Here is a 17,572-nt window from a genome sequence, read left to right as displayed (position 1 = left end):
ATTACGGTAGAGTTTATGTTTAAATTCATTGCTAAACGGATTTTAGAAGCCATACCGACGTTATTGGTATTGATCACGATTTCTTTCTTCTTAATGCGCTTTGCTCCTGGCAACCCATTCTCAAGTGATCGTCCTCTTCCGCCTGAAGTCATGGCTAACATCGAAGCGAAATACGGGTTAGATAAACCTGTGTTTGAGCAGTACACCACTTACCTTGGCAACATTGTCCAAGGTGATTTTGGCCCATCCTTTAAATACAAAGATTTCACCGTTAATGAATTGGTAGCAAAAGCACTACCGGTATCAGCAAAAATTGGTTTCTTTGCCTTTATTTTCGCCCTTGTGATGGGGGTAACGGTTGGTACCATTGCGGCACTTAAACAAAATACCTGGCTCGATTACACTATAATGTCCACCGCCATGGCGGGGGTGGTGATGCCATCCTTTATTCTCGCGCCTGTATTGATCTATATCTTCTCAATTAAACTTCAATGGTTACCTGCTGGTGGCTGGCAAGACGGTTCAACTAAATTTATTTTGCTACCTATGTTTGGTATGGCGTTGTTATATGTGGCGACGTTTGCCCGTATTACTCGCGGTAGCATGATTGAAACGCTAAACAGTAACTTCATTCGTACTGCTCGTGCGAAAGGCTTAAGTTACCCCTACATTGTGATCAAACATGCCTTAAAGCCTGCACTATTATAGGTTGTGTCATACATGGGACCTGCGTTCGTCGGCATCATTACTGGCTCTGTGGTTATCGAAACCATTTTCGGTTTGCCGGGAATTGGTAAGTTATTCGTGAATGCTGCCTTTAACCGTGATTATTCATTGGTGCTTGGTATTACGATTCTGATTGGTTCATTAACCATCATCTTTAACGCCATTGTGGATATTGTTCTTGCGACAATTGATCCGAAGATCCGTTACTAAGAGGCTGAAAGTTATGATGTTAATGAAAAAAGATAATGTAGAAGCCTTAGAGAAGTTTTCAGATAACTTGGAAATTGAAGGCCGTAGTTTATGGCAAGATGCTCGTTCGCGTTTTATGCGAAATAAAGCAGCGATGATTTCTTTAGCTATTTTATTAATGATCTCGTTGGCAGTTATTTTTGGCCCAATGTTCAGCCAATATGCCTTTGATGATACCGACTGGTATGCCTTGCACGCTGCACCGTCGTTTGGTGCAGAAGGACATTTCTTTGGTACTGATAGTCTAGGTCGTGACCTGTATACCCGAACTCTCGTTGGTGGTCGAATTTCACTGATGGTCGGTATTTTAGGGGCACTGGTTGCGGTAGTGATTGGTACGTTATATGGCGCAGCATCAGGTTTTATTGGTGGTCGTACTGATCGTGTGATGATGCGTATTCTTGAGATCTTATACTCAATCCCATTCATGTTTTTCGTGATCGTGTTAGTGACCTTCTTCGGTCGTAATATCATGCTGATCTTCATTGCGATTGGTGCGATTTCATGGCTCGACATGGCACGTATCGTTCGTGGTCAAACCTTGTCACTGCGCAGTAAAGAGTTCATTGAAGCGGCGCATGTGTGTGGTGTTAGTCGCTGGCGTATTATCACTCGTCACATTGTACCTAACGTATTAGGTATTGTAGCGGTGTACTCAACCTTACTGGTGCCATCGATGATCTTGACAGAGTCTTTCTTAAGTTTCCTAGGCTTAGGGGTGCAGGAGCCAATGACAAGTTGGGGCGCTTTACTGCAAGAAGGTTCACAAACAATGGAAGTTGCTATATGGCAGCTATTATTCCCAGCTGCTTTCATGGTCGTGACCTTGTTCTGTTTTAACTACGTAGGTGATGGTCTACGTGACGCATTGGATCCAAAAGATAGATAACAGGATGAAGCAGGTTGGTAACACAGGCTGATAGAACAATAAAGTTGATCAGCTTGCTTCATTATAAGGACGTAATATGAGCTTATTAGATGTAAAAGATCTGCGTGTCGAATTCACCACGCCTGACGGTATTGTTACTGCAGTTAACGATCTTAATTTCTCGCTTAATCAAGGTGAAACCTTGGGTATTGTGGGCGAATCAGGTTCAGGTAAAAGCCAAACCGTGTTTGCCATTATGGGCTTACTGGCGAAGAACGGTAAGATCAGTGGTAGTGCCAAGTTTGAAGGTAATGAGATCTTAAATTTGCCAGAGAAAGCACTCAACCACATTCGAGCAGAACAAATTGCGATGATCTTCCAAGATCCGATGACATCGCTAAATCCCTACATGAAAGTTAGCGATCAGCTGATGGAAGTGTTAATGCTGCACAAAAATATGAGTAAATCCGAAGCGTTTGAAGAATCTGTTCGTATGCTTGATGCGGTGAAAATTCCGGAAGCTCGCAAGCGTATTACCATGTATCCCCATGAGTTTTCGGGTGGTATGCGTCAGCGTGTGATGATCGCAATGGCATTGTTATGTCGTCCTAAATTGTTGATAGCTGATGAACCTACAACGGCGCTAGACGTTACGGTGCAAGCGCAGATCATGGAGCTATTGAACGATCTGAAAAAAGACTTTAATACCTCGATTATCATGATCACCCATGACTTAGGTGTTGTGGCAGGAAGCTGTGACAAAGTATTGGTTATGTATGCTGGGCGTACTATGGAGTACGGTAAGATCAACGAAATCTTCTACCAACCAAGTCACCCATACACGGAAGGTCTACTGCGTGCGATTCCACGTTTAGATACCACGGGTGAAGATCTGCCAACCATTCCGGGTAATCCACCTAACTTATTGCGCTTACCAACAGGCTGTCCTTATCAAGATCGCTGTCACCGTGTAGTTGATCGTTGTAAACAAGAATCACCGATTTTAACGCCATTTGCCGACGGTCGTTTACGTGCATGTTTTTCTGAAATGGGGGCGTTGTCATGAGTGCAGAAAAGAAATTATTGTTAGATGTAAATGACTTAAAAGTGCATTTCAACATTGCAGCAAAATCAGCTTGGCCTTGGACGCCACCTATCAAATTAAAAGCGGTTGATGGTGTTAACGTTCGTATTTATGAAGGTGAAACATTAGGTGTAGTAGGCGAATCAGGTTGTGGTAAATCAACCTTTGCCCGCGCCATTATTGGTTTAGTTGAAGCCACTGACGGACAAGTAGTGTGGCTTGGACAAGATCTGACGAAATTAAAAAATGAAGCGTTACGTGAAAAACGTAAAGAAATTCAGATGATTTTCCAAGATCCATTGGCATCGTTGAACCCACGTATGACAGTAGGGGAAATCATTGCAGAGCCGCTAAAAGCGTTTTATCCAAACCTGCCAGCCGATGAAGTGAAACAACAAGTACAAGCCATGATGGCAAAAGTGGGTTTATTACCTAATGTGATCAACCGTTATCCTCACGAGTTTTCTGGTGGTCAGTGTCAGCGTATTGGTATTGCGCGAGCGCTTATCTTAAAACCTAAAATGATCATCTGTGATGAGCCTGTATCTGCGCTGGATGTATCTATTCAGGCTCAGGTAGTCAACCTTCTGAAATCGCTTCAAAAAGAGATGGGCTTAAGCTTGATCTTTATTGCTCATGATTTGTCTGTGGTAAAACATATTTCAGATCGTGTCTTGGTGATGTACTTAGGTAATGCGGTTGAAATGGGGGAGAGTGAAGCCCTGTTTGCAGAGCCTCAGCACCCTTATACCAAGGCATTAATGTCTGCTGTGCCAATCCCAGATCCAGAATTGGAACGTAACAAGCATATCGAATTGCTTGAAGGGGATTTACCATCGCCAATGAATCCACCATCAGGTTGTGTATTTAGAACACGTTGCCCAAATGCCACATCACTGTGTGCAGAGCAAAAGCCGCAACTAAAAGGTAGTGATGTTCATGCGGTGTCATGCTTACATGTAGCGTAAATTATGCTTAATTAGAAAAAACGGCTTCCAATATAGAAGCCGTTTTTTTATTGGTATTTTTTCAGTTGCTCTGTGATTTTGTTGTTTTTCTTATTTTGATACAGAATATGATCAGCGCGTTTTAACGCATCGTTTAAGCTTTCATTTTTAGTCACTTCAATACAACCTGCCGTGATACTCGTCTGTACATTATGCTCGCAAAAACGGCTTTGATTGATAGCAATGGATAACCGATTGTCCATTCTCATCGCCTTATCCAATGGGCAATCGGGCAGTACAATACAAAATTCATCCCCCCCTAATCGTAACCCAATGTCAGACTTACGACTTAAATGTGAGATGTTATTGGCTATATGTATCAGTGCCTTATCACCAATTTCATGACCATAGGTATCATTAATGATCTTAAAGTCATTAGCATCAATAGCGATAATTGAAACGGGCGTTTTCTTATCTTGATATTCCTTTACTAATCTTGGCAGTATTTTTTCCATGATACGACGGTTAAATAGCCCAGTTAAAGAATCTGTAAATGCTTCAAGTTGAAAGTGGTTTTTTTGAAATTGATACTTCTTCAGTAGCGAATACATGTAGTTTAATAAAAAGATAATCACCAATCCGATGATGATATTTTGAATAACTGAACTTAGGAAAAACAAAATAGACAGATGTGCACAAATAGCGTTTTGCTCATCAATATCGACCTTCATGGTGAGATAAGGCCCTAACGCTGTTTTACTGCCCTGTAAGATATTAATCTGACTGTCTTCTGCTTTGTTATTAAAAAACAAGGTGAGATAAGCCTTAAAATTACGAGGCAGGGTGATCGCGCTGCGTAGTGATGCGATTGGAATATCTACACCAATATCACCAATCACTTGCCGAGCTTTGTGAACAGGTGATTTTAACGTGATCACTTTTTCATGGGTAATGTAGTCTGTATAAGGCGCGGTAAAGTAAAAGCCTTCCTTATTTTGATATTGCTCGTTGGTATCTGAGCGATAGTGGTTATATAGCGACGTCGAAAAAAAATGTTTACGGGTATTAAAATCACTCACTGAATACTTGGTGGATAAATAGAAATATTTCGATGTATGCGAAATATAGTAGTAATTATACTTAATTGAATTCTGGTGTTGCTGGCTCCACAGATCATCTAAAAAAGGAAAAAAATTGGTTTCCTTTTCTATCTCATCTGTAGGTTTACCTGCACCAATAAGGCTCCCGTTGAGTAAATTGCTTGGATAGACATTACGGTTGAATCCAAATTCATTAAGTTCTGGATAGTAATGGACATCAACTAAAGCAGACGTCTGTGGTGCTTGTAATGTGGTTATTTGCTTAGAAAAAGTACGTGCATAACGCTCATTACGATAAGCCAATGAAATAATGCTTTTCTTTATTTGGTTCAAGTTACCTTGCACGTATTCTTTGGCTGCACTGATCTCTTGCTGCGTATTCATCACTACAAGAAAAGTCAGCAGTAATACATTAATGGATAAAACAATCACACGGTTTAATAGGTAGTGGCTTACTACAAAATGTTTGGTAAACCAACTCGTTTGTTGTTCTTCTAAAATACTGTGATTGTTGTTATTCATCAGTAGTAAACTCCTGACAAATAAGGCTAAATGGTTGTGGTTTACTGTATAGGTAGCCTTGGTGATAGTGGATCCCCATCGCTAATAGACAGTTAGCTTGCTCTGTTGTTTCCACACCTTCTGCTACGACTTCGACTTCAGCCTTATCAGCAAAGGCAACCAATGAACTCACAATGGTATTTTTGTTATTGCAATCGAGTTCATCAATAAAGATCTTATCAATCTTAATTGTCGTTGCTTGTAGTTTTTGTAGAGCAAGGAAATCGCAATATCCATTGCCCACATCATCAAGTTTGATTTGAATACCCATATCATTGAGTTGTTGGCAAATTTTACCTGCTAACTCAATATCTTTAATTGGTGAGCGCTCCGTTAACTCAAACGCTATGTTATGTGCAGCAATTTTATAATGTTGTAGGGCTTCACGGGTGATCTGAACGAGCTCAGGATCTTGCAGCACACTGGCACTTAAATTAATGCTGAAATAAAAAGGTAAAGGTTTACCGTGGTGCAGCATTTCGAGTTTACGGATATCTTTAGCAACAGTATTAACCAGTTGGAATGTAAGAGGCGTGATTGCCCCATTCTCTTCACATTGTGGAATAAACTCATCCGGTAAGATCACCTTGCCTTTTTTGGTTTCCCAGCGGATCAGGACTTCATAACCACAAATTTGCTGTTTATCGGCATCGACAATCGCTTGGTAATAAGGCACCAGATGATTTTGTTTAATCGCATTTTCAATCAAGAACTTAATGATGCTGGTACTGTGATAACGACGGTAACACAGGTAGATCAAGGCACTAGAAAACAGCGCAAGTAAAAAGAGTAAATAAGGCTTAATAATATTGCGATAAGTCTTAATTGCTTCAGGAGTCGCATAATATTTTAGCCATGCTTTATTATTCAACGACATGGATAAAATGGGTTTGACGATATGATTAACATCACTTGCGGTAATGTCTTTTGAGAATATTTCGTTAGGTGAGCCTTTTCGATTACCCGTAAATAATGCGACATTATTGCCTTCAATAATTTGAATCCAACTATTTTTAGGCAATCCAGCAAGTAAAGGATTAACAGGCTGTTGAGCAATATCAACAATAACGTTGCCGCCTAAAATATGCTTTTTGTATTGGACAATCGACTTATTATTTTTCTTATTAGCGATGAGAATAATTTGAGGATCTAATTCGATAATTTGAAGAGGGTGGGCATATAACGCATCGATATCACGGTGATCACTACATTTTAAACCGCTATTAGTAATAAGTTGAATTGATGCGATCTGAGGCGAGTAGTAACTGATTTTTTCAAGTTCAGTGATATCTTGAGCATCGCAGGTATAAGAAAGACTATATTGTAGGTTATCAAGTAGCACTGAAGTCTTTTTTACTTGATCGATATAGTCATAAAAACGCTGGTTTTCGAGAAACTTAAGATGAGTTTGGAATAGCTGAGTGCTGATTTGTTCAGATGACAAGGTAGCTAAAACTAGCACTATAGCTAAGCTAAGAAAGCCAACCGCACAATTAAAAAAAGTAAAAGAAAGACGTTTTAACTTTACGATCATGATACTCAACCAAGGTGTAGTGCTTTAAAGCGACAATATAAAGTTTGAAGTATTAATACGCTATTAAATAGCTCTGAAAAAATCTGAACATAGACTTTATGTGAAAGAAATTATTTTTATGTTTGTTTATCTTGGGTTTTGGCTGTCATATCGAGATTTCTCTGTGTGTAAATACCTTTAACTGTAAAAGTAATAACGTCTTTGTCTGAGTTAATTTATAGGTATGAGAATATCATAATATAATTGATATTAAGGTTAAATGCTTTATAAATTTGTTATGTCTTGAAAGTCGCTATTCAAATAAATTTCTGTTATTTGATTATCTATATTCTTAAGGTACTAGTTTGATTGATATTTACTATTTATGTTATTTATTGGTATTTTATTGCAGGTGTGTTTTGTATGTAGTCTCGTCGAGTAATAAGCAAATTTGTATATATTGTCCTTTGTAATTACATGGTCTTTAGTTGTGGTAAACATCTTTTATCCAGGTCTTTTTTGGGGATACTAGCACTTTTAAAATTTGATTTTTTGCCCTGTTAGTTTCTTTGATTTAGCTTTTTTTATTTTAATTTAAGTTGCATTTAATTTTTAAATTATTGTTTTTATTTGGTTTTGATCTTTGTGTGATGGGGGGGCCTTGTTTAAAAGTGCTTTTAAAAAATGACGGCTTGTTCTGATTTTTCAATTCAATGTTATTCATAACATATGAGTTAACCCTGTATCTTTCTCTTGTTAATGTTAATTCATAGGGACACCTAGTCAGCATTAATAAGGTGTGGAAATAATTAATAAGAAGATATACGGAAAGCTTATGCCTTTGTTATCAACATTAGTAAGATTCATATTATCTTTATTGATATGTATAACTGGTTTATCTGTGCTACCAGCACAAGCTAATATTACCGATGATTTGGCGGTAACAATAAGTGCACCAAAAAATTATGATGCAGGTTCATCAGTCAAATATACATTAACCATTAAAAATAATTCTGAAGATACTACTTATAAAAATATAAAGTTAAATGCAGCAATTGCAGATATCACTACGATGCTTGATTCTGGAGTAGAAGGTAATGCCTTTTCTTCTGTTTCTAATAAAGTCGATACTATTGGTGATAATAGTGATGCTGGTGTATTTAATACTTCTGGAAATTTAGTATCGACAAATATTGTTGTTGCTCCTTCTGAGTCTATTAGTTATATCATTACAGCTAAGACTGTTGAAAATGCTATCGGCGATATTAATACCAGTGAGCATGTTTCATTTAAAAAGGGTTTCTGGTTTAAAAAGGAACTAGATGCTGTTGTCACTCATTATTTACAGCCAGATCTTTCTATTACTAAAACCGTTGCTAATTCGGCATATCAAACAGGTAAGAAAATTACTTATACCGTTGTGGTTGAAAATGCTGCTCATGCAGGTACTGCACGTAATTATCATGTGATTGATACGCTTTCATCTATCCAGTCACAAGCGGCAAATAATAATATCGACGACAATAATAACTGGTCACATACTGACGAAGATAAGTCTAGCCCGTTTACAACGTGGGATATTGCTGTTGCCGTTGAAAACGGTGCTGATTCTTCATTGTCTTCTCCTCTTAAAGAGGCTGATCTTGATGACACAGTGACATTACCTGCTAAGGGTAAAATTACCTATACGGTGACAGCGACAACAACAGCTGTTGCTATTGCAGAGATCAGTAATAAAGCGCTATTGCTTGATGCAAAGAATCAGCAAATTGCTGAAACGGTATTAGTGAATACAAATACCCAGCTTGTGAATACGACACAGAATACGAAAAGAGTCATTGAAAGTGAGTATTCACCGGGTAACGAAATTACTTATAAATTAAGAGTTAAAAATACAGATAAGCATAAGTTTGCTAATAACATTACTTTATTAGATAAGCTGATGACATGTCCTACTACTACGCAATCGACAGGTGCTGATGAGGCGCCATTTGAGTATTGGTATATCGACAGTATTGATGCACAAAATACTGATAAAGGTACTGATGCAGGTGTTGCTGCGAATAACCCGTCGGCACATAGAACCGATGACATTAACTTTGTTGTCGATTTAGCGCCCAATTCTTATATCGAATATACGATCAAAGCAAAAGTGAAAGACACCACGATTGGACATATTCAAGATTCTAATGCTTGTGGTGATGACTTTGATGAATCTGGCTCTGGTATTGATATGCCAAAGGGTAAGATCCAAATTAAGAAATCGGTAGATCAAGACAAGTTCACTCCGGGTGAAGATATTACTTATACCATTGAAGTAAAAAACCCATCGAATGGTTTGTTACTTAATATTCCTGTGGTTGATAAATTAGATGAAATCAAGGCAGAGAATGCTGACGGTAAGATGGTATATCCATTTGTTGAAGGGAGTATTCGTGTAACCACAGATCAAGGTGAACATTCAAACCCTGATGTTAATGGTGATTTAAATAAAAAACCTATTGATGTAAAAGCAACCATTTTCCCGAATGAGTCGGTGAAATACATTGTTACCGCTAAGACTAAACAAGACATCGTTGGTGTTATCTCTAACACGGCCTATGCAGGTGAGGGTAAACAGCAAGGTAAATCGACCGTTATTACCACGCCACGTTTAGAAAATTTAAACATAGAGAAGCATGTTAAAGGCGCAAATAGTGATGGCTGGCGTGCTTATGGTTATAACGATGACGAGTTTACTTACACCATTAAAGTCACGAACACAGCACCAGCAGGTTTTGCTAAAAATGTCACAGTGACGGATGCTATTTCTCAAATAAAAGCTGAGTTACTTGAAAAAGCAGCTGAAGAGGTACCTGTATTCACGTCATGGACAGTATCAATAGCTACTGACGGTGGGGCGGAAGTTGTTAAAGCACCTGAAAATAATAAAGATTTAGAGAGTGTTATTAATGTTCCAGCTGATGGCTCGGTAACATTTACTGTAACGGCACAGATTGATCCTCGTCGAAAAGATCATGTGATTTGGGGCAAGTTTACTAACCAAGCACAAGCTAAATTGGCACGTACAGGCGAAGTTATCAAAACAGCTAACGTTGATGTTGTTCCAGCTGAACCTCGTTTACGTTTGCGTAAATTAGTGTCGAACAGTGTTTATACGGTTGGACAACCCCTTGAGTACACCATTGATATTCAAAATTATGATCGTGATGGTTATGTGAATGATGGTCGTGTATCTGATTCAATTTCATCATTGAGTATTTTTGATCAATGGAAAGTTTGGTGGGAAGTCATTGATGATGAGAAGAACCCAGCAACAACCGATCGTGGGCAAGGAACAGAACTATTTGGTTACCCAACTTCAGAAGCAAGTGCGAGTGAAAGTACCAAAGATATTAATAATGCTCGCTTTGATTTAGCACCGCATCAAACATTACGTATTCATGTAAAAGGCTTAGTGTCTGAAAAGGCTGTAGGTAAAGGTAAGATCACTAACGTTGCAACTGCAACGGATAATGCGGGTGATCATTTTGATGCCTCTGTTGATGTCAATGAAGATAATACATCGGTCAATAGCATTAGTATCTATAAATACGGTGATCCTGAATTTAAACGCTATCACCCAGGTGACAAGTACACTTGGACGGTACGTGTTGTTAATAACAGTGCGAATGCTGTCGACAATGTAGTTGTTAACGACAAGATCATCGGTATAGATGTTTTACTTGCTAATAACGGCGACAATAAGTATGCCGATATTACTGGTACACCTTACCGTTCATGGACGATTACTAAGCAAGTTGGTGAGGGAAGTGAAGAACATTTTTCTGATGATGTTGATTTACATGATGAATTGAAATTGGCGAAAAAAGGTGAGGCTGGCGACAATGCAACTTACCGAATTACAGTCATTATTAAAGATAATGTCGTTGATGAGTGGTTAAACAACGTCGCAGATGTGACTTACCTTACCCTGAGAAATGGCAAGATGGAGCCAATCACCGCATACGCTAAAGCTTCTGTACAGCGTGCGTCTACGAGTGGTGATGTCACTCGTCATTTGAATGAAACACAGTATATTCCTGGTAAAACAAAAATCGTTTATACCATCACGGCGTCTTCAAACTTAGGCTACATGAACAATAAAGCCATTTTGGAGAATCTAGAAGGTCTAACGGTCAAAACCATTAATAAAGACGGTACAACTTCAGAAGGTAACCCGTTTGATCATGGCTCTGGCCCTGAATTCACAGTATCAGTAGAGAAGTCAGAAGTAACAGGACACGATGTACCATCGACTTCTACTGATGGCACGTTAGACGGCACTGTTGCTGATAATAAAAATATCGATACGACTATTGATGTCGCGCCAAAAGATAAAGTGATTTATACCGTTACAGGTACCGTACGTGACGATGCTGTTGGTGATATTACTTTTAATAACGATCCTGACTTAGTGGTTGAACCTTATGAGCCAAAATTAGAAATTGAAAAGAAGGTCGATCAGAAAAGCTATGAACCAGGTAAACCATTACATTACACCTTAACCATTAAAAACACGGGTAAAGCCCATGCCTTTGATGTCCATGTTAAGGATCTACTTGCTGACGTGAAAGTGCTCGATATTAATGGTAATCAAGCACCTGCGTTCTCGTCTGTGACAACAACTGATAAATACAGCGGTGAATATAAAACGTGGTATTTCGCAGGTCACTACGATCAAGTTGGCAGTATTAATACAACGGATACCATTATTCCTCTAGGCGGTACTGCTGTTTATAGCGTTAATGCTGTTGTAAACAAGGATGCGGTTGGCCCAATTACCAATGCCTTAGATGTAAATGGTAATACCACCGAAGTGGTTACTAACCCTGTTACTGCAAAATACATTGCTAATAAGAAGATTGTTGCTTACTACGATGACGAGAAAAATAAACTGCCGGATCTTAAAGGTTATATGCCGGGTGGTTACATTGAGTATCAAGTGACGGTTACTAACCAAAGCACTGCGAATATTGATGATTTATCGATAAAAGACGATCTATCTACTATCACAGCAAAAACCGTTAATGGTGTGGAAGAGCCTGTTTTTGATGATGTATTAATTGCTCATGCTTTTGCTCATCAAGATGCATTTAGTAAAGTGGCAGATTTTGCACCTTCAACTCAAGTACTTGATACAACAGTTGATATCGGTCCTGAAAATGCGGTCACGTTTAATATCACAGCGCATATTAAACCTACCATTGTTGGTACTTTCCAAAATGAGGCAAATGTTGGAGACAGGCTACACCCTAAATCTCCTATCTCTAGGATGCTACCAGCCAATGTTGAGCTAACGAAAATTGTTATGGATAGTGCAGGTAAGGAAATTAAGACTTACCAACCAGGCCAAAAAATCCAATACAAAATTGAGTTATCAAACAAAGGCTACGGTACGAGTTACACAATGGCTTTGAAAGATGAGCTAAGTAAATTACTTACCAACGTAGCTGAATTATCAGGTGACGGTAAGCAAGATCCAACAGGTACTCCTTTTAGTCATTGGGCTGTTAATGAGCCTGCATTTGAAGGTGGCATTACAACAATCCCACTGACAACTGGTCAGAATGATATTAAAGCTAAGGCTGTGCTTGCTCCTAAAGTCGGCAAAATTACGATTTTAGTGGATGCAACTGTTAGCGATGATGCATTGGGGGATATTACCAATACCGCAGTGTTCGGTAAAAAGAGTGATGATGCTGTATTAACACCTGAGCCTAAAGATATTAGAGCGTCAAAGAATGTCATTGAGCTTGATGGTAAGCCGTTCACATCGAATAGTTATTATCTTCCAGGACAAAAAGCGACATATGAAGTTAAGGTTCAGAATAGTTCAAATAACTGGGCAAATGACATCACAGTTAAAGACGTTGTATCACATGTAAACGTTGATGTAGCGGGTGATAAGAATGAGCCAGCTTATAGCGATTATCGCATTACTTATCGTGTTGAAGGTGGTGTATCTGGTTTGCCTGATACCTTTGTACCTGTAAATACACCTTTAGATAATAAGCAGCTTGATACTGAACTGGATATTGCACCACAACAAACCGTGTACTTTACCGTTGAAGCAATGATTAAAGATACTGCGGTTGGTGTGATTGAACCTAACCATGCATTTGTTAATGGTTTAGACAACACATCGCAGGAGATCCCACCGCAAAGCAGTGACTTTGTTATTCATAAAAAGGTGGCAGATGAAGATAAAACCTTCACGCCTGGGCAAGAGATCAACTACACCATCACAGTAGAAAATACAGGTGATGCGTGGCTGAATGATTTACCAATCAAAGATGAATTGACAGCGATTACAGCTGATATTGCTCATGATGCGACATCACCGAATGAAGGCGCGGCTTTTAGCTCTGTATCAGTTGAAGCGAAAGCTTCCGATGGTTCATTTGTTACAAGCAATGCTTCAGACAACATTGACGCATTGGCTGATATTAAACCGAAAGGCTCGGTGACATTCACAGTAAAAGCAGTTGTTGCAGATAACGTTATTGGTGCAATTGATAATACCGCTTATGCAGGAAGTAATAATACGCCTTCTGAAACTGTTACGATTGATCCAATTGAAGGTGAATTCACTATTGAGAAAGTTGCAGACGTGAAAGAGTTTGTACCATCTCAAGTAGTACATTACACCGTGATAGTGAATAACAGTACAGCAAGCTGGGCAACAGGTGTAAATCTAAAAGATGAAGTATCAAAAATTGAAGCTGAAATTGCAGGTGGAACCGCAACTGCACCATTAACTGGTCGTGCTTTTGATGCAAATTCTATTGATATTAAGATCGTTGATTTGGGTAAGAGTAAGGTTGTTAAACAAGAAAGTAATGAAAATATTACCTTAAATATTGCACCGAATTCATTAGTTAAAGTGGGTATTGATGCAACTGTAAAAAGTAATGTCGTTGGTTCTATCACTAATATAGCCCATGCTATCGATAATACTGGTGAAGACCATCCAGCGGAAGTAACGATTACTCCTGTAGATAGTGAAATCACGATTGAGAAAACAGCTGATATTAGTGAGTTTGTTCCGGGTCAAACCGTAAATTACACAGTGACAGTGAATAACACCAAAGCGAGTTGGGCAACAGGCGTTAATATCAAAGATGAAGTATCAAAAATTGAAGCTGAAATTGCTGGTGGTACACCAACGTCACCATTAACAGGCAGTGCTTTTGATGCTAATTCGATTGTGACGAAAATTGCTGACTTAGGTGATAGCAAGGTTGTTAAGCAAGAAAGCAATGAAAGTATCATTTTAGATATCGCGCCTAACGCTTCAGTGACGGTAAATATTGCTGCGAATGTGAATAACAACGTGATTGGTTCTATTACCAATATCGCTCATGCGATTGATAATAATGGTGATGATCATAATGCTGAAGTGACAATCGAACCTATTGAAGGTGCAGTAATTTTAACGAAAGAAGCTATCTACGCGACTTATAAGAACGGTGGTGAAGTAGGTTTTGATATTAAAGTTGAAAATACTGGTGCAGGTTTTGCCGCTCATGTAGAGCTACAAGATCTGATCAGCAAGATAGAAGCAACAACAAACTTAGGTCAACCAACACCCGCATTATCACATTGGAAAGTGAGTTATGTTGCTGGTGATAAAAACACTAAAGTGATGGATGTTGCTTTAAACAAGCTAAAACAAAACTTACCTGAAGATAAAGATGTGAATGTGGTGATGGATATTGCGCCGCAAGATACAGTGACGTTCACCGTAATGGGTACTGCTGCTGATGACATTGTTGATGATATTACTAACACCGCGAGCATAACATTTGGTGAGAACAAACAATATGCAACGGCAACTGTTAAGCCTGAGCAAACCAGTTTTGAAGCAACCAAAGCGAGCGTTGAATCGTATTACACCATCAATAAAGATTTAAGCTTTGAACTAACTATCACTAATACATCTGACAATATTATCAATGACATGGTAGTTAATGATGATATGAGTACGATAGCGGTGAAATATCGCGATGGTTCAATCGGTCCTGCTTTTGTAAAAGGTAGCACTAAGTTTATCGCAGAAACCGTACCTCAAGGGGCGCAAGTTGAAGCGCAAACAGAGAATCAGTTCTTGGTGGATTTATTACCTAAACAAACCATTACGTTTAAAGTAACAGGTAAGGTTGTAGATAGTGCTAATGGCATGATTCAAAATATCGCGCAGGTTAATGATCAAGATGTACCAAGTAATTTTGTCCCGCCATTAGAGCCTGAAATTATAGGTACGATTGTCACGACAACGGATTACGATGATGACAATGTAGGTGAAGACGAAAATATCTATGTACCGGGTGGGACTGTGGTTTACACCATTACGCTAGAAAACAACACTGATGCATTTGCTAATAATGTTGGCTTTATGAGTGAGTTCTCAAAGGTTAGTTCAGAAGATTATAACGGTCGTCAAATTCATGCTTATACCGATTGGAAGATCGTAACCAAAGCAACAGGTACGGATCGTGGTACAACTGTAGGTAGTTACACTGATGGTAAAGATGTACAAACAGGATTACACATCGCACCACACAGTAAAGTGGTTTATACCTTTACCACTCAAGTTGATAAGGACCTTGTTAATGTTATCGATTATGCTGCGTTTTACATTGATAGAAAAGTGATAGGACACATTGATGTACACAACTTGTCTGTTACTAAGCTTGAATCTAAGGTTAAACCTATGCTGCCAGAGTACGATTTGAAGCTGACAAAAACAGCATCAAAAGCAACAGCACAAGTGGGTGATGTGGTTGAATACGAAGTGATGGTAGAAAACGACAATAAAGCGAATTTCTATGATGTATCAGTTGTTGACCATTATCCAGCAGGTTTTCAATATGTGCCGGGTTCAACACAAATTGTACATAGTGGTCCAGATGGTGAGTTTGATACCAAAGATGACGAATTACTAAGCCAAGAGCCTGTGATGTCAGGACAATTAACCTTTAGAAAGGTTAACCTGAAATCAAGCGAGAAAGTGCGTGTCCGTTACCTTATGCGTGTAAGCACAGGTGTGACGTTTGGTAAATATGTGAATACTGCCGTTGCACAGATCCGTGGTGAAGATAAATCGAATGTCGATAAAGCCGTGGTTGAAATTGAAGCAGACAAGTTATTCGATACTACATCTATCATAGGTAAAGTATTTGAAGACTTAAATGGCGATGGTTTCCAAGCCGATGCAACTGCAAAAGGCATTACTGTAAAAACGGACTTACCGAAAGGGGATTATGTTGCCAATTCAACAACTTTAATGCGTGACGGTAAAACTATAGTAGTGAGTGCTGCAAAACAAGCAGCACCTATTAACAGTGGTATTACAGTTAAAACGTTGATGGGTCAGTCGCAAAACCGAACCTTGAAGCAAGGCAATAAAGCTGTGATCCGTTTTAAAACGACAACAGCTACACCGTTTGCCTTTAGCGTAACAACAAACAATGGTACTCATGTTCACTTTGGTACTGATGGTAAGATCACGCGCACATTAACTGGTGATACTAAACAAGGGCTTTCAGCAGAGAATCTCAATGTGACACGTAATCTATACCAAGCGAAAACGGGTTATGTTTGGGAGATCGTGATTGAAAACTTGGGTATCTATGAAGATGGTATTCCTGGGGTTCGCTTAATTACCACAGAAGGGATTAAGATCGAAACCGATCAATTTGGTCGTTACCACATTCCAGATCAGTGGGTGAAAGATAAGAAAGGTAAGAACTTCCTTGTAAAAGTTGATACTGATTCTTTACCAACAGGAATGAAAGTGATCAGTGAAAACCCGAAAGTACAGCGTATAACACCGAATGCACTGGCTAAGTTTAACTTCAGTGTTCAAACCAAACATTAATTAGTTAAGCGATAAATCAAAGGCTGATGAGTTCTCATCAGCTTTTTTTATATCTATTTCTATAGACTCTTTTTAATATCAAAGAGTCGTTCCCATACCTATTAATATAACGAACACTGGTTCACCATTTATCTTGCCATGAATAACAGTGCGCGTATGAATCTATCTATTACTGTTGTTCTATATCCCTAGGTGTATTTCACTATGTGCTTTAACGAGTATAAATACCTATCTATGAGAGGTTAGATATTTGATAGTTTAATGGGTACAGCTAAGTCATTTTCATTTTTTGTAATTACAGTAAGAGATAATAATAACTATGATTTTTAGGTGGAAATAACAAGAGGTAGTGAAAATATTACTGCTATTGGAGTTTTAATATTGTTCTGAAAGTTGGATTCAAAACTCTTTGCCATTATAAAAATATACGATACTCACCTTTAAGTATATGATTTTAATTGTTTATGTTTTTTTATATTGAGGTGATTAAATTCTACTTCTCTTCATTTTTCATGATGATTTTATCTTGCCCTGTATTTTATATTAATTGACGTAAACAGTGTTTTTTTCTCTGAAATTCAAAATCAAAATATTTCAATGTT

General features: G+C 38.5%; 6 protein-coding genes and 1 pseudogene. 5 read left to right on the top strand and 2 right to left on the bottom strand.

Features of this window, described 5'->3' with window-relative positions:
- Positions 1-15: 15 nt before the first annotated feature.
- The 4 genes and pseudogenes from oppB (at position 16) to oppF (ending at position 3,895) form a co-directional block, all read left to right on the top strand.
- Positions 16-936 (top strand): annotated as a pseudogene (oppB, locus tag Q7674_RS17190) (oligopeptide ABC transporter permease OppB).
- Between the two features lie 16 nt (positions 937-952).
- Entirely contained in the window at positions 953-1,864 is a 912-nt protein-coding gene (gene oppC, locus Q7674_RS17185) for an oligopeptide ABC transporter permease OppC (RefSeq protein ID WP_023931663.1), read from the top strand.
- Positions 1,865-1,940: 76 nt separating this feature from the next.
- Positions 1,941-2,909 (top strand): ABC transporter ATP-binding protein, encoded by a 969-nt coding sequence (locus Q7674_RS17180; protein WP_008987536.1) that lies wholly within the window; start codon positions 1,941-1,943, stop codon positions 2,907-2,909.
- Positions 2,906-3,895, top strand: a complete 990-nt coding sequence (gene oppF / locus Q7674_RS17175; RefSeq protein ID WP_045062748.1) for a murein tripeptide/oligopeptide ABC transporter ATP binding protein OppF — start codon at positions 2,906-2,908, stop codon at positions 3,893-3,895. The genes Q7674_RS17180 and oppF overlap by 4 nt, the downstream gene beginning before the upstream one ends.
- 47 nt (positions 3,896-3,942) lie before the next feature.
- On the opposite strand, the gene Q7674_RS17170 is transcribed toward oppF, so the two are convergent.
- Both Q7674_RS17170 and Q7674_RS17165 read right to left on the bottom strand, forming a co-directional pair.
- The gene (locus tag Q7674_RS17170; protein ID WP_305422937.1) at positions 3,943-5,496 is read right to left on the bottom strand and encodes a sensor domain-containing diguanylate cyclase; all 1,554 of its coding nucleotides are present in this window, start codon (positions 5,494-5,496) and stop codon (positions 3,943-3,945) included.
- Positions 5,489-7,069: an EAL domain-containing protein gene (locus Q7674_RS17165; protein ID WP_045062752.1), complete on the bottom strand. Its 1,581-nt coding sequence runs from the start codon at positions 7,067-7,069 to the stop codon at positions 5,489-5,491. The genes Q7674_RS17170 and Q7674_RS17165 overlap by 8 nt, the downstream gene beginning before the upstream one ends.
- Before the next feature lie 880 nt (positions 7,070-7,949).
- Between Q7674_RS17165 and Q7674_RS17160 the strand changes: the two genes are divergently transcribed.
- The gene (locus Q7674_RS17160) at positions 7,950-16,970 is read left to right on the top strand and encodes a DUF11 domain-containing protein (RefSeq protein WP_305422934.1); all 9,021 of its coding nucleotides are present in this window, start codon (positions 7,950-7,952) and stop codon (positions 16,968-16,970) included.
- Positions 16,971-17,572 lie beyond the last annotated feature (602 nt).

The organism is Photobacterium leiognathi (genome assembly GCF_030685535.1).
GTDB lineage: Bacteria > Pseudomonadota > Gammaproteobacteria > Enterobacterales > Vibrionaceae > Photobacterium > Photobacterium leiognathi.
Note: the sequence above shows the minus strand (reverse complement) of the source record. Positions and strands in the feature narration are given on the sequence as shown.

What these genes read in the sequence shown, in the direction of transcription:
- Q7674_RS17170 (WP_305422937.1), bottom strand. Translation starts at nt 5,496, where the DNA reads ATGAATAACAACAATCACAGTATTTTAGAAGAACAACAAACGAGTTGG.
- Q7674_RS17180 (WP_008987536.1), top strand. Translation starts at nt 1,941, where the DNA reads ATGAGCTTATTAGATGTAAAAGATCTGCGTGTCGAATTCACCACGCCT.
- oppF (WP_045062748.1), top strand. Translation starts at nt 2,906, where the DNA reads ATGAGTGCAGAAAAGAAATTATTGTTAGATGTAAATGACTTAAAAGTG.
- oppC (WP_023931663.1), top strand. Translation starts at nt 953, where the DNA reads ATGTTAATGAAAAAAGATAATGTAGAAGCCTTAGAGAAGTTTTCAGAT.
- Q7674_RS17165 (WP_045062752.1), bottom strand. Translation starts at nt 7,069, where the DNA reads ATGATCGTAAAGTTAAAACGTCTTTCTTTTACTTTTTTTAATTGTGCG.